Raw genomic sequence first — 19412 nt, 5'->3', positions numbered from 1 at the left:
ACTATTATGTCAAGATTTATTATTTACATTATTCAATTTATTTTAATTTTTCTAAAACTCTAATTACCCCTAATGCATCTTGACTATAGCCATCAGCACCTGACTTTTTAGCAAAATCCTCAGTAACTACTGCACCTCCAACTATCACCTTAATTTTAGGTAATCTTTCCTTTAAATATTTTATTGTTTTAGGTATTTCCATCATAGTTGTAGTCATTAGAGAACTTAACCCAATAAAATCTGCTTTTTCATTTACTGCAGCCTCAAGAAACTTTTCCTTTAAAATATTTTTTCCTAAATCTACTACTTTATATCCATATGTTTTAAGAATTACACCTACCATATCCTTACCTATATCATGGATATCTCCCTTTACTGTTCCTAATACAATTGTACCCTTTTTACTCTGTTTTTTTGTTTTTCGCAACTCATCTTCTAAAATATTAAATATATCCTGTGCAATTTCTGATGAAAGCATAAGCTGAGGTAAATAGTACTCCCCTTTTTCAAATTTATCACCTACTATATTTAGTCCAGGTATTAATCCTTCATTTATTATACTTAAAGGCTCAGTCCCTTCTTGTAATAATGTTTTAGCATGCTCTATTGCATCATAAGACCCTTTTATGAGTAAATTTTTTACACTTTTAAACGAAGGTTTAAAATTTCTTTCTATTTCTACATATTCTTCATTTTCTTTGTTATTTAATTTTAAATATTTATAGTTATTATCTCTACCTGATAGTAATGATGCTGCCTTAAAAGTATCTATGATATTCTTTTCTAAAGGATTTATAAAAGCTAAATCTAAACCATTAGATATTGCCATTGCTAAAAAGGCTGAATTTAACTTATATCTTTTAGGCATTCCATGTGATACATTACTTATTCCTAAAATAGTCTTAACTTCTAATTTTTCTTTTATCATTCTCAAAGCTTTTAAAGTTTCCATAGGTGATGTATTATCAGTTCCCACAGTTAAAACAAGACAATCAATATATATGTCATCCTTTGAAATTCCATATTCTAAACATTTATTAACAATTTTTTGTGCAATAAGTAATCGTTCCTCAGCTTTTTTAGGGATTCCATTTTCATCTAAAGTTAAACCTATTACACCCGCACCATAACGCTTAACTAAAGGTAGTATTCGTTTTATTGATTTTTCTTCACCATTTACGGAGTTTACTAGTGCTTTTCCATGATAAGTTTTTAATGCTTTTTCAATTACTTCTGGGTTAATAGAATCTATTACAAGTGGAATATCAAAATTTTTCTGAAGTAAATTTATTACATTAACCATAGCAGATGATTCATCTATACTATGTATTCCTACATTTACATCTAATAGATGTGCTCCCGATTTTATCTGGAGTTCTGCTTCCCTCTGAATGATACCATAATTACCTGTTTTGAGACTTTCAGCTAATTTCTTTTTTCCACTTGGATTTATCCTTTCACCAATAATTTTCGGTGGTAAATCTTTTTTTATCCTTACGACCTTTCCTCTACTTGAAAGTAGTCCTTCTTCTTTTACCACTCTCTTTTTAGGACTATAATCCTTTAATCTATCCTTAAGTTTTTTAATAAAATCAGGAGTGCTACCACAACATGCTCCAAAAACATTTACCCCTAAATTTAAATATGGTTCTATATAAGTAATAAATTCATCTGAATTAAGTGAGTAGATTACCTTTTTATTTTTTAGAGAAGGCAATCCAGCATTTGGTTGAAAAATTATAGGTAACTCAGTAGTTTTAGCCAATTCTTTAACAGCTGGAAAAAGCTCTTTTGGCCCACCTGAACAATTAGCTCCAATGGCTTCTACACCTAGACTTTCTAAAACTACTGCTGCACTAGCAGGAGTTACTCCAGTTAATGTCCTTTCTCCTTCAAAAGTGAGACTGCATATAATAGGTATATCACATACATCTTTAGCTGCAATAACACCAGCTCTAAGCTCCCCTAGATCACTAAAGGTTTCAAAAATTATAAAATCAGGTCCTTCCTTTGCCAAGACTTTAATTTGTTCCTTAAATATTTCATAGGCATGATCAAAAGAAAGCTCTCCCATGGGTTCAACAAACTTTCCTGTTGGTCCAATTGATGCTGCAATCAAACAATTTTTCTCTTTAGCAGCTTCTTTTGCAATTTTAACTGCGTTTTTATTAATTTCTTTTAGTACTTTTTCTAATCCGTATTCAGCTAATTTTATTCTATTACCTCCAAATGTGTTAGTTGTAATAACATCTGCCCCAGCTTCTATGTATAACCTATGGATATCTTTAATAATTTCTGGCTTTTCTATATTTAGTTTTTCTGGACAATCTTCTGCTTTTAAACCTTCCTCTATTAACATAGTTCCCATAGCACCATCAAACACTAATCCATTATATAAAGCATCTTTAGTACTCACCCTTATCCCCCTTAATCTGTTGTTTTTAATGTATTGATATTCTAATTATAAAGTAAATTTGTTAACAAATAAACATGATATATTAATCCATTAATATAATTCCTAGCTTTTTATATACAGTATATCCTATTCTATCAGTAATAGGCATATTATTATCCCTTAATTTAGCATTTTTATATACTTGTTTAATGTTATTTAATAGTTTAATTTTAAACTGTTCGTCATTCAATTTCAATTTAATTCCTGCTTAACTTTGCTAATAGCCTTTAGATATAATTTTGATGCATCTTAATAAAAAAGCATTTCTAAGTTCAAGTTTTTTTACTTAAAAAACTAAAAATTTAACTTGAAATTTAAATAAAAAGTTCTATATAACGGATAAAAAATAAGGAGGAATTAATTATATGATAGGTAATTATTTTAGAATTATCTTTTTTTGTCTCTTTGTTTACACTGTTGCATACAATCTTTTAATGTTTTTTGTGGAAACACATATGACTAAAAGAATAAAGAAAATGATTAAAAGAATTTATTTTTCTTTTTGGTTAGTACCTACATGTATTTACATCTATATAATAAGTAATAGTATTTATGCACAACATTACTTTTTGAGAAATGTCTTAGCAAGTATATTGTTCCATGTTCTTTTATCGTATATGGGCTATAAGACTACTTTAGAATAATTATTAGTTAAATCAAGTATTAAAAAAATAATAAATAAACATTACCTCCATATTCTATATAATATGCAAAATGGGCAGTTTTTTACTGCCCATTTTTAAGATTAAATATTTGTATTTTTATATTATATGCTATTAAGTTTATTTTTTCTTTTATTATAACCTTGCCACAACAGTATTTTCATTAATACTACTTTTAGTTAAATCTTAAGAACTTTTAATATTAAATTAAGATAGTGAACTAAATATCTATAATAATCCACTAACTTCTGTTGTTTCATTTAGCCGTCTATTTGAATCATACTTCTTAGTAGCAACTCACATACTTCTTTTCCATTTAATAATGAAATATTTTTTTTCATTTGCCTCTTTAATTGCATTATCAGAAAATTTATCTGCTAGTGTCATAACACATCCATCAGCCTCTGGATTTTTATCCATAAATTTAGAAACTTGTTTTACCGCATATTCATCAGTTTCACCTTTATGTTTCTTAATCTGAACAAACAATTTGACTTCTCCACTCTCAAAAGGTGAAATATCATTTCTATTTCTTATACACTCTAGGTCTATGTCTCCACCTGTTTTGTCATATACGTTTCTTCTTTTAATCTCATACCCATTATCTTTTATTATTTTTTCACAAATTTTTTCAAAAGATAAAGCACTATTACTTGCATTTATCTTTCGTAAGTCCTCTTTTAATTTATTAACTAACTCATCTTTTTTGTTTAATAGATATTCATCTAACTCTGTCATTTTAAATTTTAAACTTGGATTTTTTCTTAAATTATCTATAATCTCATTAATATCTTTACTAAACTTATCTATTGGCAGTATAGGTAGTCTCATCCACTGTAATTTACCATACCAATTTACTAATTTCTCATTATATATCTCAACATTTCCCTCTAATCCATATACTTCTTTTATTTTAATTCTGTGATTTTGATGGGTTTTATCATTTTTAACATATTCATAGCAGTTAGGATAATCTTCATCAACTATTAAGAAAGTTACTTTTCTATCTTCTGGCAAATGAGGTACTACAATAATATCATTATCTTTAAATTCTCTAATTCTAGTTAAGTTAGTAGGTATTCTAGTACTATTCAACTTATAGTGTTCATAACACCTATTGACAAAATCTTCATCTTCCAAACTTAGATTATAATCTCCACCTCCCCAGCCTTGGGATAATGTTTTTTCAGTTTTAATTCTGTTAATAATATCTTCTCTACAACTTCTGTCAATCCTAAAGTTATAAATCATAAAAACTCCCCCTTGTAATATATGTATTTAATTATATTTCTGCTTAAGTTTATTATGAATTTAAGTATTTATAAGACAATATATATAATCTCTTACTTATATTTAAATATTATTATTTAATAAAACTTTTATTTTCTTAATCACTTCTAAATACTCTTGTACGTCCATAACATCTTCTAATTTAATATCCCCTCTACTTATCATTTCTGCTAACTTCATTATTCTCAACTCTTTTTGATCTGAAAATCCAAATTCTTTTATTACTTGCCAGCCATAAGACGTTATATAATCCTCTAATTCTCCTTTTTTCATAATATAAATATTATCTTCTTTTAATTTGTCAATAAAATTATATATTTTTTTTGTAAGTTTTTACGTTGCTTTAAAGTTTCATAATCTATTTTCTTCTTAAATCTAGGTTTAATATCTGACCATATCTCACATAATTGTTCATCATACTCTTTAGTATCACATATCTTTTCTACTAGATTGCAAAATTCTTTTGCATTATACTTTTTTAATTGTTTCTTTATTTTTTTGCTTTCTTTCCATTGATTATCAGGTGTAACAATTTTAAATAATTCACTTTTTATTTCATTAATGTCTAAATAAGTAACACAATTAATAAATTCTCTTAAATGTTCTAATCCTTCATAAAGCATATCAAAATCAGCAATAACATAATATTCAATTCCTAAGGCAGATATTAATTGCAAATAAGGTTTAAAAAAATATTTACCTCCAACTTTTGCTACTGTAATATTATTATTATCTAAATAACCAGACTTTCCAAAATATTCATCTACAATTAATGGTACAATATATTCTTCTCCACCTTCTACTAAAATAACTTTTTCAGCAAAAAATATTTCTGCATTTTTTGTAGATATTATATTTTGAATTTTATTAAATCCTTATTTTTTCAGAATGCAATGTAATACTCTTAGTTGTAGTTCTTCCGTTAACTTTTTTTACAAGAATAATATTTTCTAAGTTAGTATTTCTAATGAATTCACTTGAATGAGTCGTTATTATAACTTGGTTGCCGTTAATATGATTAAGGTTAACAAACTCATCAAACTTATACGATAATACTCTTCTTGCTTGAGGATGTAGATAAATTTCTGGTTCTTCTACTACAAGTAGTGACGAATTTTTATGAAACTTACTACAATAATATGAAAATAATGATATTATAAAAGCACTTTGTATACCAGTTCCTTTATCCTTTAATAATCCTAAAATTCCATCGTCAATAAAAACTTCTATCCCTTTATATATATCATCTTTAGTATTTTCTAATAATTGGAATGAAATATTACTAAAGTATATTGCTTCTCTAATCTTTTGTTGAATATCCATAATAGCATCATCAAAAATGTCATCAGTTATTTGTTTAATTTCATCAAGTTTTTTCTCTATAACTGCTTTCTTGTTAAAATCCGAATTTTCCCATATATGTTTAATTAGTTTCCCATACAACCTCCAATCACTAATTCTCAATTGATTATTTGCATCTCTAAAAGCCGGTAGAATTGCACTTGTTATTAAAGAATTCCTTAAGTCATTTGGAAATTTTGAACATCTATAATAGTTGTTATCATGTTTTAATAATATACTGTAAGTTATTGAATATTTTTTTGATAATAATCCATATTACGCTTTTGCTCATCATCTTTAACTGCACAAAAATAAATGTATAGTTCATCTGCATTATTAAACATATTAAACAACTGATTCTTATCCTTATAATACTCTCTGTTCTTAATATTCTGAAAATTTCCCATGAGAATTTCGTAACTCTTTGAGTTATTACCTTCAAAAAAAGATTCTAACGGATTTGAATTTTTAAAAGTTGCCAACCATAATCCATTAACATTTTGAAATATTGTTTTATTTATATCTTTTCCTTGTAATTTTGCTGCAACAAAAAATGCCTTCTCACTTACTACTTGTCCATCTTTTGAACATGAAAAAAAATCTTTTTCATTTATTTGCCTTGAATATACAGGATTTTTTTCACCTAAAACCAAATTTAATGCTTTAACTATATTACTTTTTCCTGCATTATTCTTTACAACCAATACGTTTTTACCTGATCTAAATGAAATTTTTAATTTCTTAATACTTCTAAAGTTTTTTATGTATAATTTCGAAACGAACATTCGATACCCTCTGTTATTGAAATATATAATACAAACTTTTACACTTTTATTATAAAATACTTTTCCTTGATTTTCCATATAACTTTTAAACATAACTAGAATTCTTTTTTCAATTTTATGTTTCAACCAAAAATTACTCTTTTTCAAAAGCAGTAATATTCTAATTGTAAAATTTATGCATTAACAAATAAGGCTAAAAAATTGGAAACAAAACTTTTTAGGCCATAATTTTATTAATTTTTATATACAAAAAACTAAATTTTTCTTGAAACTGAATATCAAAAATTTATATACTTCTAAAAAAATATTTTGGAGGTATGTTAAAGATGAAAAAAGGGATTTATATATCAATAAGGATTGTTATTATTTAAATGAGTTTAAAGGATATCTAGAAAATCTAGATAAAACAGAATTAACTATAAATACTTATATAGACAATATTGTTAATTTTATAAAGTGGTTTAATAAATCTAATACAGATTCCTTTCAACCCCAAATAATTACAACAATAGACCTCCGCGATTTTAGGTCCTATCTAATCAATATTAAAAATGCAAAAGCAAATACAGTAAATTTAAAGATTATGAGCCTAAAAAACTACTTTTCTTTTCTTTATTCTTATAATTATATAAAAAAAGATGTATCAAAGAATCTTTAAAAAATTAAAATTGAAAATCCTTCACAACCTAAATGGATAGATGAAAAGACATTTCGGAAACTAAAAAGGGAAATTTACAGGAGTGGTTATAAGCATCATATTTTGATAATTAAACTATTAAGACATGATCTTAGAGTTAGTGAAGTAATTTCTTTGAAAATTGATAATATAGTACTTCGTGAAAGAGGTTCTTATTTATTAATTTACGGTAAGCATGGCAAGTATAGAAAAGTTCCAATAAACCCAGATTGCAGAAATGCTATACAAGAATATTTGAAAAATAGAAAAATACCGAAGGGAATATCCGTGCTAAAGATATTCCCTTTCTAATTTGTTTATATTGTTTTATTATATTTATGATTAATCTAAAGTTGCTAATTTTTCTATATCAACTACTTTATTTATAGAAATAATACGATAAAATGATTTATAATAGTCTTTATCTATACCTAAATCCGTAGTTTTTAATATCATATTTTTAAATTCTTCAGGTGTATTAACTTTAAATAGTATTTTAACTTTTTCAAAGTGTCTAGCAGAAATCATCTTCTCAAATATTAAAGGTTTTCTATGATAACTATTATAAACACTACATCTAGGAACCCATATATCTTGCCTTATACTATCTTTACTATTATTTATCGTTATAAAAAATAATAAATAGTCTGTTTCAACAATATCTCTGAATTTTATATTGTGAATATTAGCCCTTTCTTTTATTAAATCTGCTGTTATAGATATTCTATTTAACTTTAATCTATTTTGCCTTATTTGTTCAAGTGATTCTACATAATTATTGAATTCTGATATATTGCCGTTAACTAATTCTCCATAATTGTTAATTTTATAAAAATATGTAGCATTAATGAAAAAAGATGCTTCTTCATACTTTTCTAATTTTAATAATATAGTTATAAAATACAGAAATAATTCATATATAAAAAACTTAAAATTATCAAATTGGAATTGATAATACGAACTCATATCTGGTGTTTTATATTGATATTTTATTATTTCTTCCCAAAACCTATGAAACTTATTGAGATCAATATGTTCTTTATATTTAAAAATTATATCTACTACTTTGATAAAATCGTTTCTTAACGGTATTAATTTATTTATATTATCTATTACTAGTTCATCAAATTCATTAATATTTGATGTATTATCAATATAGATTCTATATTCATCGAGAGATTCAATGATTTTATCTAAAAAATCAACAATTAACCCCTTTGTGAATTTCTTATTATTCAATATTGCATTTTCAATCTGTTTTACATAGTATTTAGTTTTAGAGTTATCAACTTCATCTTCTAAAATATATGGTGGAGGAGAACCCAGTTTGGGTTTTTTATACATGGGCTTCCCATATAAACTTCTTACTAATTTTTCATAACTCTCCTCATATTTATAGTGATCTGAAAAATCTAAGTAAATTCTTGTACTGAAAAAAGTAGGCAGAAAGGGTTGTCCATTTTCATCAAATTCTTTTATAATAGGTATAAATTTTTCTTGACCAGTATCTTCATACACTTCTTTTGATATTATTTGAGATTCCGTCCCTACTCCACCTTTTCTTTCATCTGCTTTTTCTTGATATACTTTGTCACAAATTACTAAGATTTTATCTACATCTTCTCTTTTTATAGATTTCTCCATAAATACATATTTATCTTGTCCTTCTTTTAAATTCCATTTATCAAGTATAACATCTATCCCATCGTTTACTAGTCTTTCAGCCAATTCCAACACCCAGTTTTCATGGTCTTGCGATGACCAACTATAAGATATAAACACTCTTGGAACTCTTGAGTTATCTTCCATATTATCCCCCTTTAGTTTTTACAAATCCATCCTTACCCCATAATCTCTAAGCCATTCTTTTCTAGTTTGATAATCAGGCATTATTGATGCTACTAAATCCCAAAATTCCTTTGAATGGTTTTTATAAACCATATGACACATTTCATGAACTACTATATAGTCGAGTACATGAGATGGAGCCATTACACATCTCCAATTAAATAATAATTCATTCTTTGATGTACAACTTGCCCATCTTTTCTGCTGCTCTTTTACCTTTATATCTAAAGGTTTTTCTTTAAAATAGTGCTGATAATACTTTACCCTTTCAGTTATCTTTTCTAACGCCTTTTTCCTATACCAATTTTCCATTGCAGCCTGTAGTATATCTTCTTGTCTAGTATTTGATTTTATATAAAATTTGCCTTGATATAGTTTAACTTCAGGTCTTTTTATATTTAAATCATCTATTATCTGAAGAGAATAATTTCGTCCCAAGTACATAAATGATTCTCCATTAACAAATTCTCTTTTGATTTTTCTATATTCCATATTCTTAAATTCAAATAGTTTTTGAACTATCCAAGAGCCTCTGCTTTTTACTTTTTTAATTATTACATCCTCTGGAGTATTAATAGGAGCCACTACGTTTATTGTATCCGGTGGCTCCATGCTTATTTCTATAGTCTTTCTGTTTCTATATTCTACATCAAATTCTATATTTCTTGTTCCAAAGTTAAATGATAGTTTCATCTCGTATCATCCTTAATCTAATACTGCATAATGTTTTTTGGCCAAATTAAGAAGTGGCTGTACTAACTGTTTTCTTATCTCTAACTTTAACTTTTTAAAATATTTTTTTGTAAGGGTTAAATAAATTTCCCTTTCTATATCAGAGGTCTTTGATGGATTTGTTGTCCAATCTATAACATAATTTTCTTTTACTATTTCGCTTACATCCTTAGCAATACTTTTCGATAATTCTATTATCTCATTTGATATATAATCTTCTCCTTCTTCTTTTACTATATTTGTATTATCACTATCATCTTTAAGATGTTTTTTAACTGTTTGAAAGAAAGCATATTCTTCCTTTGTAAGTCCTAATGCCTCTGCTTCCTCTATTTCTCCTTTTTGGATGTCATTTTCTATAAATTCTTTTAACTTATTTTTTCTCTCTATCCAGTTATTCTTGGTTTCATCTAATATCTTTTTGAGTTTTTCTAGCAACGAAGTATAATGAACAGGGTTTTCATCCATTCTAACATTTATTACATGTTTTATAGCATGTTCCATGCTTGATGCTACTGCTTCATCTGATTCTAATTTGTTTATTTTTATATTAAAATTTGAATCAAACAATGTAATAGGCTCAATCCATTGCTCTACACCTTTAGATTTTAGATGTTCTGATATTATTTTTTTAACCTTTCCTCCACACCCTGCTATATCTAATTTGTTTTGTGGTTCAAATCTGGCCTTTGCAGCTGCTCTTATATATGTAAGCCATCTCAGATCATTTATCATATTAGTTGGAACCCGTGAAGGTAATAATTGTTCCATTGTACTTGCAAATCTTTTGTACGCAAGTTCAAATTCTGCCCTTTTATCTTCAGGCTCTATTTTTCTAACTAGGCTGTCTAAATCATCTTTGTCTACACCTCTAAACATATTCATGACTGCTTCTCTATAAGAAAGCATCTGATTATATATTGAATCTAAGGATTCCATTGGCTGTCCTAGTTCTTCTTTATCAAATATTGCTAATGCTTCTTCTAGATGATTAGATATACCATAATAATCTACTACATAACCACACTTCTTACTATCTCCATATGTTCTATTTACCCTTGCAATTGCTTGTAGTAAATTATGTTCTTTCAGTGGTCTATCTAAATACATTACTTGCTCAATTGGTGCATCAAATCCCGTAAGAAGCATATCCTTTACAATAATAAAACAGAGTTTATCCTTATCTATTGGTTGCTTAAATCTTTTTATTATTTCATCCTGTTCTGCTTTTGTAGTGTGGTGTTCTTTTAAATATGGCTCATCATTAGGACTACCTGAAAATATAATTTTTACTTCTAATTTTTCTCCTATAATTTTTCCCATATATTTATTTAATGCGTTATAGTATTTTACACACGCATCCCTTGATACGCACACTACCTGTGCCTTAAATCCGTTAGGATAAATCTGCTCTTTATAATGGGTAAGAATATCCTTGGCTATATCTTCTATTCTTTCGTCTGCCTCAACTATTGTCCTTTTGTTAGCATACTTTTGCTTTATTGCTTCCTTCTCTTCATCACTTCTATCTCCGAAGGCTTCGTCAAATAATTCCTCTAATGTGTCTCCTTTAATTTGAAGTTCTGGTTTTCTACCTTCATATACTATTTTTACTGTTGCTCCATCTTCTACTGCTTGTTTTATGCCATATTTATCTATATATTTACCAAATGTTCTGACTGTGGATTTATCCTTTTTATCTATAGGTGTTCCTGTAAATCCTATAAAAGCAGCATTTGGCAGTGCATTCCTCATATTTTTTGCCATTGTCTTGTATTGACTTCTATGGGCTTCATCAGCAAGTACTATAACATTTGACTTTGTAGTTAAAACCGGAAACTCTTTTTCAAAATACAATCCTTTCTTTTGTTTTGAATCCTTTAATACTTCCTTATCTTCCTTTTCTCCTTGGAACTTATGAATTGTAGTCATTATAATTTGTGGTTGTGCAAGGGATAGTAATTCCTTTAATGAAGCCACACTATCTGCCCTAACTGGTGTAGTAATATTAGATAATGTTCTTACAAAAGTGTTGTAAATTTGTTTATCTAAGTCTATTCTATCAGTTACCACAACTATAGTAGCATCCATAAGTTCCTTAATTTTTCTTATTTTTCTTGCTAAAAATACCATTGTTAACGATTTGCCCGAACCTTGGGTATGCCATATAACTCCCCCACGACTTATTGAATCCTTACCTTTAATAAGTCTTTTTAAAGCCTTATTTACTGCTCTAAATTGCTGATATCTACAAACCTTTTTAACTCCACTTTCAAATAATATAAAATTTTGCATTATATCTACAAGATTCTCTTTTTCAAGTACGCCATGTAAAAATATATTTTGTCCATTATCCTCTACTCCATCTATATCCTTTATTTTAAAAGGATAAGGGTCTTTCCATTCCTGATAAAATTGATATGTAGAACTTATAGTACCTATGTAACCATGATATTTATTTAATATACCTGTAATAAAGTTTGTATAAAAGAGTCTTTCTGCACCTTCTACTATATTTCCACCTCTTGCATTCATGTATCTTTGGAGTTGATTAAAGGCTTCATATTTTCCCATATTTTCGTTTTTACTCTTTTCAAGAAATGGTGATTTACACTCTAAAACTACTACAGGTATCCCGTTAATAAATATAACTATATCAGGTATTATATTTTCATTTGGTCCATGTACTTTAAATTGTCTAGTAACTAAAAATTCATTATTATCTATATTATGCCAGTCAATAAACTTAATTGTGTAATATTTCTTTTTACCACTACCATCTAAGTCTTGTTCTAATGAGTAAGATAAATTTACAATAGCGTCATATATTTTCTCATTTATGTCATACAAATTAACCCCTAAATTTTCTGGTCTAGTAAGATATCTTATAGCCTTGTTTATATTAGTATCATTCATCCATGGATTAAGTCTTTTGAGTGCCTTTTCTAGCCTTTTCTTTAATATAACCTCTGTCATTGAATCTCTTTCACCATATTCAGGGGTTAAAAACTGTCCATGGACAAATTGATAATCTAATTTATCCCGTAGGTATTCAATTGCTGGTATTTCAACAAGGGTTTCCTCATTCCCTAGATAAGACATGTTACCCCCCCCTACTTTTGATATCACTAGTTTAAACTATTTAACTATCTTTAATACCAGTAATCATTATAATAACTCTCAATTTCAGACTTTAGTTCTATCTCATATTGGAGAATTTCATCTACATCAGGTAATCGTGATAAAAGTTCTAACATAATCTGGGTAAAAAACTTTAAAGAATCAAGTAATTCTTCCCAAGTTCCTACATATCTCTCCTTAAATGAATGTACACAGTTTCTATTTTCTCTAATAAAATCCATTTTTGCTTTTATCCTATCTGCATCATCATCTGGCCACAAGTTATTTGAATAATAAAAATTAATCAAACTTCCTAAAATTAACTCTGCTAAATGTTTAGTCTGTTGTTTATCTTTTAAATAGTTCTTAATATCTTTCTTAAATGTGTTCTTTTGTTTCTGACTTATAATTTCTTTCTCTCTTAACTCATTTAATGTTCTTAATAGATTCTCTTTAGTTTCTTGGAGTTTAAAATTCTCCCATTTTCCCCATCCTGAATTTTCATAATCCCTTAAATAGATTCCCAGAAATATTTGTAATAATGATTCAAGAGCAGACCCCAACGAAATCCACATTTGCATAAGTCTTGCTTTATTTTCTAATGTATCATTAAATCCAAACAATTCACCAAGGTCTTCAAAATTAGGATCCTTTAACTTAGCCTCATTTATCGGGATATTTAATGAATAAGTAATGGCTAAAAATTGATTTAAACTTTGTTCAGATAATAATTCCTGAATTTCTTCATCTCCTGAAACGTAACTAACCTTCTTTATTTCATTTACAAATCTATTGGAAATTTCATCAATATACTTTAGAGTTTCTGTGAAATTAGCATCTCGAAAAGCCAAAGCATATCTCACTATACTTTCACCCTTTTTTTACCTGTTAATAATTGTTGCATAAGTCCTTTTTTAAGGTTTTGAAGTTTTTCTTTTTTTATTTCATACTCCTCTATTTGGTTATCTACTTCTGAAAGAATAGTGGCTATTTTTTGTTGTTCTTTAGGTGAGGGTAATGGTATTTTTACCAATTTTAAATTTTTTCTTGTTATATGTTTCATTGTTGATCCATGTGATAATTCAAGCAAAATTTCAATTTGTCTAGATAATTGATAATATAAATATTTTTTATCTACATTTTCGCTTGGAATAACTTTATAAATATGTTGATTTAGATATGCTTTCTCTTCTTTCCATATATGCAATCCTATAGAACCTGACCATGCGAATAATAAATCACCTTTATTTACATGATATTTTTTATCTACTTCTAGATTATAGTAGTTATATGTTGCATTTTTATCATTTAAATTTTGAATTCTTATTATAGGAATACCTTCATCTCTCCATTCAGAAGGTTTAAATGCTTTTCCGTTTATATATTCTCCTGTATCAAATAGGGGTATTACCTCCCACTCCTTCGGTATCTCTCCTATTTCCGTCTTCTTAAATTCTGTATGCCCAATACCTTTAGTCAGAAGTTTTTGCATAAGTCCTTTTTTAAGTTCCTTAGTTTTTTCGATTAATACATCTGTTTGTTCAATTTGTTCATCCACTGTTGAAAGAATAGATGCTATTTTTTGTTGTTCTTTAAGTGGGGGAATAGGGATACTTATCTTCATAAACTGAGTTTTTGATAAATTGAATCTTGTAGAGCCTTGTGCCAATCTTGAGACTATTTTTCTTATTTTGCCTCCTCTAAATAAGTATCTTGCAAATTCAGGTAACAATATACTAAAATCATTTAATCTAAATCCAAAACAAAAACTATTCAAATATAATTCATCTATTTCATCTAAAATAACAGAACTCATACCTACTTCCTCTGGTGTTTCAGATGACGTTGTAAAAAATATATCACCGTACTTAACTTTATTCTGATTTTCATCGTCTTTAATAACAACATAATCTAAATAATTAATATCTATTTTTGAATTATCAAATATATTTTTATATGGTATAAATGGCTTTCCTCTACCAAAATCATCTTTGTTTTTTCCAGATAACCCATTATAAGTTGAACCTATTTCACCTATTTCCTTAACCTCCCACTCCTTCGGTATCTCTCCTATTTCTGTCTTTTTATATTTATTTTGATTATTATTTATTAATTGTTCATTGTTAATTGTTCCCAACTGCTTCACCTCTCTTTATACCACTTTCATAATTAACCATATTAGAATCGAGTTTATACAATAATATATTAATTTTCCTCCTACTCTTCCAAACCAAATGCCATTATATCTACCCCATGAAAAAACGAAACCAACAATTCTATATGTAACTATAGACACAGGAATACCTATAATTGCTGACTTAAAAACATCCAATTGCCATGCCATTTTAAATATCTCAACAAAAACTTTTAACAGAGATTTATAAAATAATTCATTTGTAAGAACATTATCCATGTTACCTTGTATTCCCCTTATTATTTTTGTTTTTTAATACCAATCATTTAACCTAATACAAATTTCTAATTCATCATCTGTTTCTTAAAACTTATTTACATACTTATTTTAAATTTCATCAAATCCTAATTCCTTTAAATACTCATTTAATCTATCTTCTGTTTTCTTAGACTTTTCTTTTAATTCTTTTATTTCCTTAATAACTTCTGGTATATCTATTTCTGGTTCTGGTTCAGTTGTATCTACATATCTACTTATATTTAAGTTATAATCATTTTCTTTTATTTCATCTAAACTTACTACTCTAGCATATTTATCCACATCTTTGAACTCATCAAAAGTCTTAGTTATCTTTTCTATATCTTCTTCTCTAAGTTTATTTTTGTTTCCGTCCTTTATGAAGCCTTTACTTGCATCTATAAATAGTATTTTTTCTTTTCTCTCTGCTGGTTTATTTTTATTTACTATAAGTAATGCTGCTGGAATTCCTGTACCATAGAATATATTTGCAGGAAGTCCTATTACTGCTTCAATTAAATCATCCTTTAATATTCCTTTTCTTATCTTTCCTTCTGCTCCACCTCTAAATAATACTCCATGTGGAACTACTGTACCCATTTTTCCTTTATCGTTTAAACTTGCTATCATGTGGCATACAAATGCCATATCACCATAACTTTTTGGTGGTACTCCATATGGGAATCTATTATATGGATCTGCCTGTGCTTCTTCTTTACCCCAGTTTTTCAACGAAAATGGTGGATTTGCAAGAACTATATCAAAGGTTTTTAATACTCCACCTTCTACATGCATAGGATATCTTATAGTATCGCCCTTTTGTATATCTGCTCCCCTTGCATCATGGAAAAGCATATTCATTTTACAAATAGCCCACGTAGAAAGATTTATTTCTTGACCGAACAGTGAAACATTTTTAGGGTTACCACCATGTTTTTCTATGTAATGAGTTGAGTGTATTAGCATACCCCCACTTCCTACAGTTGGGTCATATATTCTGTCTCCTTCTTGTGGTTTTAGGATATTTACAAGAACTTTAACTACTTCCTCTGGAGTGTAGAATTCTCCACCTTTTTTACCACCTTCATCAGCAAATTTTTTTATTAGATATTCATATGCATTACCAAGTACATCTTTATTTTCAAGATTATCATTTGAAAGATTTATACTATCAAACAACAATAAAAGTTGAGATAACTTTTTATCTGGCACCCTTTCCTTATCGTTGTAATTTGCAGTCGTAAGTACACCTATAAGTTCAGAATTTTTAGGTTCATCTTCTATTGCTTTAAACGCCTTGTCCAATTCAGGCCCAATATTTAGATTTAAATTTCTTAAATTTTCCCATCTTGCCCTTTTTGGAACAAAGAAACTCTCATATATAGAAGATTCTTCAAGAATTATATTTACTTCTTCTTCAGCCATACCCTGTGATAAAAATTCTTCTTTTTTCTTTTGTCTTTCAACTTCAAATTGATCATTCATCCTCTTTAAAAATAATAAACCAAATATATAATCTTTATATTCGGCAGCACTTAATTCTCCTCTAAGTATGTCTGCTGCCTTCCATAAAGTTGATTCTAGTTTTTGTAGTGTTAATTTAGACATATAATTCACCCTCCGATATTAAAATAACTTGCTTTAATAGTTTTGTTGACTATAAAAATTATATCATACCTTTGTAATTATATTCCAGTATACAAGCCATTTTGTTACTGTCAAGTAATAATTAGCAGTTTTCCTATTTAATTTTACCTAACTAATATTTACTATTTTTTAGTTTTGTTTATATTTTTAACGTGCATTAGGGCAAAATTATTTAAACATTGTATTCTTTTTATTTTGTCTATTCCTTATCCCCCTTAATCTGTTGTTTTTAATGTATTGATATTCTAATTATAAAGTAAATTTGTTAACAAATAAACATGATATATTAATCCATTAATATAATTCCTAGCTTTTTATATACAGTATATCCTATTCTATCAGTAATAGGCATATTATTCTCCTTTAAAAATCTTATTAAAGCAGCCTTCATACCATTACCATATATCCCATCTAAAGCCCCATAATAATATTCTTTTTCTTTAAGGACCCTTTGTACCTCTCTAACATCTGCTCCTCTATCACCTGGTCTTAAAGTTCTAAATCCATGGCCAAAGGGACCATAGGATCCTTTTATTAGAACTACGGGAGTATTATATTTTACTAAGCTATATAACTCTTCAACGTCTTTATTTCTCATTCTAATACATCCATGGGAAGCATTATATCCTATAGAACCTGGTTTATTAGTACCATGTATGCCATATTTACCCCATGGTACGTTAATCCTCATCCACCTTGAACCAAATCCTCCACCCCATTTAGCCTTCTCAATTATCTTGTAACTTCCTATAGGTGAAGGACTACTGGGCCTTCCTGTAGCAACTACATATCTTTTTATTAGTTTGTTTTTTTTCATATCAATAAGGTAAAGATATTTTCTATCAATATCAATTAATATACCCAAGTTATAATCTTTATTTTCCTTTAGTTTTTCCTCTTCCCATTTTTCATACTGAGAAGTAACAAACTTTATTCCCTTTCTTTCAACTTTTTGATTTTTTAAATATAGTGTTATCTTGTTTCCAACTATAATAACTATAAGTATACAGATAAAACTAAAAAGTATTAAGGTAAATCTTCTCAATTTTACCACTCCTCATCTAATAAATTATATGGAACTAATAATTTAAATAAAACTTGTACTAAGCAAAAAAATTAATTTCAAAAATTTGTAATTAACTGTTTAAATAAAATAAAAGCTGAAAAGCTTATAATATAAGGGATAATTTTTTAATATTTGAACATTTTTGTATAAAAAATGATATAATTAATATGTCAAGTTTATTGTATTTTTGTTGAATCATCGTAAAGGGGGCTGAATAAAATCGATAACAAAAACTATTTTCACCTAATTCCGATAATCTTTATTTCCTTTATATTATTTAAAATAATTAACCATCCAAATATAGTAGACGTACTCATCAGTGTATTAAGTCCCTTTTTTTGGGCTGTTTTAGTTTCATATCTTTTAAATCCCGTAATGGTTTATTTAGAAAAACAGTTTAATTTTAAAAGATTTTGGAGTATTCTTACTGTATATACCTTTTTACTTGGATTATTAGTTTTAATTATTGCAATAATAACTCCAAGAATAGTAGAAAGTGCTGGTAATATCTTAAGTGATATACCAAATTATGTGGTTACAACCCAAAAATGGTTAGCTTATCAAATAGAAAGATTAGAGTTTTTAGGTAAATATAATATAGCAATATATTTAGAGGAAACAATAAATAGCATTAAAATTGAAGAAATTACTAATACTTTAAACCCATTACTTAATCAAACTATAATACAAGCAATTAACATTACATCAGGTATTGTAAGCTTAATTTTAGGTATAGTCATTTCAGTTTATGTACTTAAAGATAAAGAAAAATTTATTTATCAAATAAAAAAACTTGCTTATGCTCTTTTTAGCAATAAAAGGGCAACTAGAATAATAAGATTTGGAAAAGAATTTAATATTGTCTTTTCTGAATATTTAATTGGAAAAATGATAGATTCTCTAATAATTGGAATAATATGTCTTATTGGTACCCTTATTATAAGAGTTCCTTATCCACTGCTTATAAGTACAATTGTTGGTGTAACAAATATGATCCCATATTTCGGTCCGTTTATAGGAATGATTCCAGCAGTCCTAATTACACTTTTTTATAATCCCATAAAGGCTCTATGGATGTTTATATTTATCCTTGGTCTACAACAATTTGATGGCTTATATCTAGGACCTAAAATCCTTGGAACCAAATTAGGATTAAGCCCATTTTGGGTAATTACTGCAATAATTGTAGGTGGTAAATTATTTGGAATTTTAGGTATGCTTTTAGCTGCACCTATAGGAGCAATAATAAAACTAACCCTTGAAAGATATATAGATAATAAATTAAAAAATAAAAACATTAAAATATAAAGAAAACCGGTCATATGACCGGTTTTCTTTATTAAAATTTATTCTTTTTGG

The 19412-nt window shown here is 27.5% G+C and carries 18 protein-coding genes; 3 read left to right on the top strand and 15 right to left on the bottom strand.

Going from position 1 to position 19412, the window contains the following annotated elements:
- Window positions 1–37: 37 nt before the first annotated feature.
- The 7 genes from BET03_RS03115 to BET03_RS13875 form a co-directional block, all read right to left on the bottom strand.
- Window positions 38–2416, bottom strand: coding sequence for a homocysteine S-methyltransferase family protein (locus tag BET03_RS03115; protein WP_120167181.1), 2379 nt, complete (start codon window positions 2414–2416; stop codon window positions 38–40).
- Between the two features lie 82 nt (window positions 2417–2498).
- Window positions 2499–2651 (bottom strand): hypothetical protein, encoded by a 153-nt coding sequence (locus BET03_RS13575; protein WP_183108702.1) that lies wholly within the window; start codon window positions 2649–2651, stop codon window positions 2499–2501.
- A 763-nt stretch (window positions 2652–3414) separates the two neighbouring features.
- On the bottom strand, window positions 3415–4368 hold the full coding sequence (locus BET03_RS03105; RefSeq protein WP_120167177.1) for a restriction endonuclease: 954 nt from the start codon (window positions 4366–4368) through the stop codon (window positions 3415–3417).
- A 102-nt stretch (window positions 4369–4470) separates the two neighbouring features.
- Window positions 4471–4680, bottom strand: coding sequence for a hypothetical protein (locus tag BET03_RS03100; protein WP_120167175.1), 210 nt, complete (start codon window positions 4678–4680; stop codon window positions 4471–4473).
- A gap of 20 nt (window positions 4681–4700) precedes the next feature.
- Window positions 4701–5237, bottom strand: coding sequence for a TOPRIM nucleotidyl transferase/hydrolase domain-containing protein (locus BET03_RS03095; RefSeq protein ID WP_341466502.1), 537 nt, complete (start codon window positions 5235–5237; stop codon window positions 4701–4703).
- 37 nt (window positions 5238–5274) lie between these two features.
- Window positions 5275–5985 carry an ATP-dependent nuclease gene (locus BET03_RS13880; RefSeq protein ID WP_279230331.1) on the bottom strand — a complete coding sequence of 237 codons (711 nt, stop codon included), beginning with the start codon at window positions 5983–5985 and terminating at the stop codon, window positions 5275–5277.
- An 8-nt stretch (window positions 5986–5993) separates the two neighbouring features.
- Window positions 5994–6533 (bottom strand): AAA family ATPase, encoded by a 540-nt coding sequence (locus BET03_RS13875; protein WP_183108701.1) that lies wholly within the window; start codon window positions 6531–6533, stop codon window positions 5994–5996.
- A 265-nt stretch (window positions 6534–6798) separates the two neighbouring features.
- Between BET03_RS13875 and BET03_RS14040 the strand changes: the two genes are divergently transcribed.
- Both BET03_RS14040 and BET03_RS14035 read left to right on the top strand, forming a co-directional pair.
- On the top strand, window positions 6799–7191 hold the full coding sequence (locus BET03_RS14040) for a phage integrase N-terminal SAM-like domain-containing protein (RefSeq protein WP_183108700.1): 393 nt from the start codon (window positions 6799–6801) through the stop codon (window positions 7189–7191).
- 3 nt (window positions 7192–7194) lie between these two features.
- Window positions 7195–7521 carry a tyrosine-type recombinase/integrase gene (locus tag BET03_RS14035; protein WP_120167165.1) on the top strand — a complete coding sequence of 109 codons (327 nt, stop codon included), beginning with the start codon at window positions 7195–7197 and terminating at the stop codon, window positions 7519–7521.
- A gap of 30 nt (window positions 7522–7551) precedes the next feature.
- Here BET03_RS14035 and BET03_RS03070 read toward each other — a convergent pair whose 3' ends face one another.
- The 8 genes from BET03_RS03070 to BET03_RS03035 form a co-directional block, all read right to left on the bottom strand.
- On the bottom strand, window positions 7552–9018 hold the full coding sequence (locus BET03_RS03070; RefSeq protein WP_120167162.1) for an SEFIR domain-containing protein: 1467 nt from the start codon (window positions 9016–9018) through the stop codon (window positions 7552–7554).
- An 18-nt stretch (window positions 9019–9036) separates the two neighbouring features.
- The gene (locus BET03_RS03065; RefSeq protein ID WP_120167160.1) at window positions 9037–9750 is read right to left on the bottom strand and encodes a M48 family metallopeptidase; all 714 of its coding nucleotides are present in this window, start codon (window positions 9748–9750) and stop codon (window positions 9037–9039) included.
- A 12-nt stretch (window positions 9751–9762) separates the two neighbouring features.
- The gene (locus BET03_RS03060; protein WP_120167158.1) at window positions 9763–12891 is read right to left on the bottom strand and encodes a type I restriction endonuclease subunit R; all 3129 of its coding nucleotides are present in this window, start codon (window positions 12889–12891) and stop codon (window positions 9763–9765) included.
- A 50-nt stretch (window positions 12892–12941) separates the two neighbouring features.
- A complete protein-coding gene (locus BET03_RS03055) occupies window positions 12942–13760 on the bottom strand; it encodes a hypothetical protein (protein ID WP_183108699.1) in 819 nt (272 codons plus the stop codon).
- Between the two features lie 11 nt (window positions 13761–13771).
- The gene (locus tag BET03_RS03050) at window positions 13772–15046 is read right to left on the bottom strand and encodes a restriction endonuclease subunit S (protein ID WP_183108698.1); all 1275 of its coding nucleotides are present in this window, start codon (window positions 15044–15046) and stop codon (window positions 13772–13774) included.
- Between the two features lie 15 nt (window positions 15047–15061).
- On the bottom strand, window positions 15062–15322 hold the full coding sequence (locus BET03_RS03045; RefSeq protein WP_120167152.1) for a hypothetical protein: 261 nt from the start codon (window positions 15320–15322) through the stop codon (window positions 15062–15064).
- Window positions 15323–15430: 108 nt separating this feature from the next.
- Entirely contained in the window at window positions 15431–16948 is a 1518-nt protein-coding gene (locus BET03_RS03040) for a type I restriction-modification system subunit M (protein WP_120167150.1), read from the bottom strand.
- Between the two features lie 325 nt (window positions 16949–17273).
- Window positions 17274–18032: a L,D-transpeptidase family protein gene (locus BET03_RS03035; protein WP_423246972.1), complete on the bottom strand. Its 759-nt coding sequence runs from the start codon at window positions 18030–18032 to the stop codon at window positions 17274–17276.
- A 231-nt stretch (window positions 18033–18263) separates the two neighbouring features.
- On the opposite strand from BET03_RS03035, the gene BET03_RS03030 reads away from it, so the two are divergent.
- Complete coding sequence (locus BET03_RS03030) at window positions 18264–19361, top strand: AI-2E family transporter (RefSeq protein ID WP_183108706.1); 1098 nt, start codon at window positions 18264–18266, stop codon at window positions 19359–19361.
- The last annotated feature ends 51 nt before the right edge of the window (window positions 19362–19412 follow it).

Source organism: Thermohalobacter berrensis (assembly GCF_003609645.1).
Taxonomy (GTDB): Bacteria; Bacillota; Clostridia; order Tissierellales; family Thermohalobacteraceae; genus Thermohalobacter; species Thermohalobacter berrensis.
The sequence above is the reverse complement of the archived record's forward strand: the minus strand, read 5'-3'. Positions and strand labels throughout refer to the sequence as shown.

Coding starts and splice junctions, on each gene's coding strand:
- BET03_RS03105 (WP_120167177.1), bottom strand. CDS start 4,368: ATGATTTATAACTTTAGGATTGACAGAAGTTGTAGAGAAGATATTATT.
- BET03_RS03100 (WP_120167175.1), bottom strand. CDS start 4,680: ATGAAAAAAGGAGAATTAGAGGATTATATAACGTCTTATGGCTGGCAA.
- BET03_RS13875 (WP_183108701.1), bottom strand. CDS start 6,533: ATGTTCGTTTCGAAATTATACATAAAAAACTTTAGAAGTATTAAGAAA.
- BET03_RS03070 (WP_120167162.1), bottom strand. CDS start 9,018: ATGGAAGATAACTCAAGAGTTCCAAGAGTGTTTATATCTTATAGTTGG.
- BET03_RS03065 (WP_120167160.1), bottom strand. CDS start 9,750: ATGAAACTATCATTTAACTTTGGAACAAGAAATATAGAATTTGATGTA.
- BET03_RS03060 (WP_120167158.1), bottom strand. CDS start 12,891: ATGTCTTATCTAGGGAATGAGGAAACCCTTGTTGAAATACCAGCAATT.
- BET03_RS03045 (WP_120167152.1), bottom strand. CDS start 15,322: ATGGATAATGTTCTTACAAATGAATTATTTTATAAATCTCTGTTAAAA.
- BET03_RS03040 (WP_120167150.1), bottom strand. CDS start 16,948: ATGTCTAAATTAACACTACAAAAACTAGAATCAACTTTATGGAAGGCA.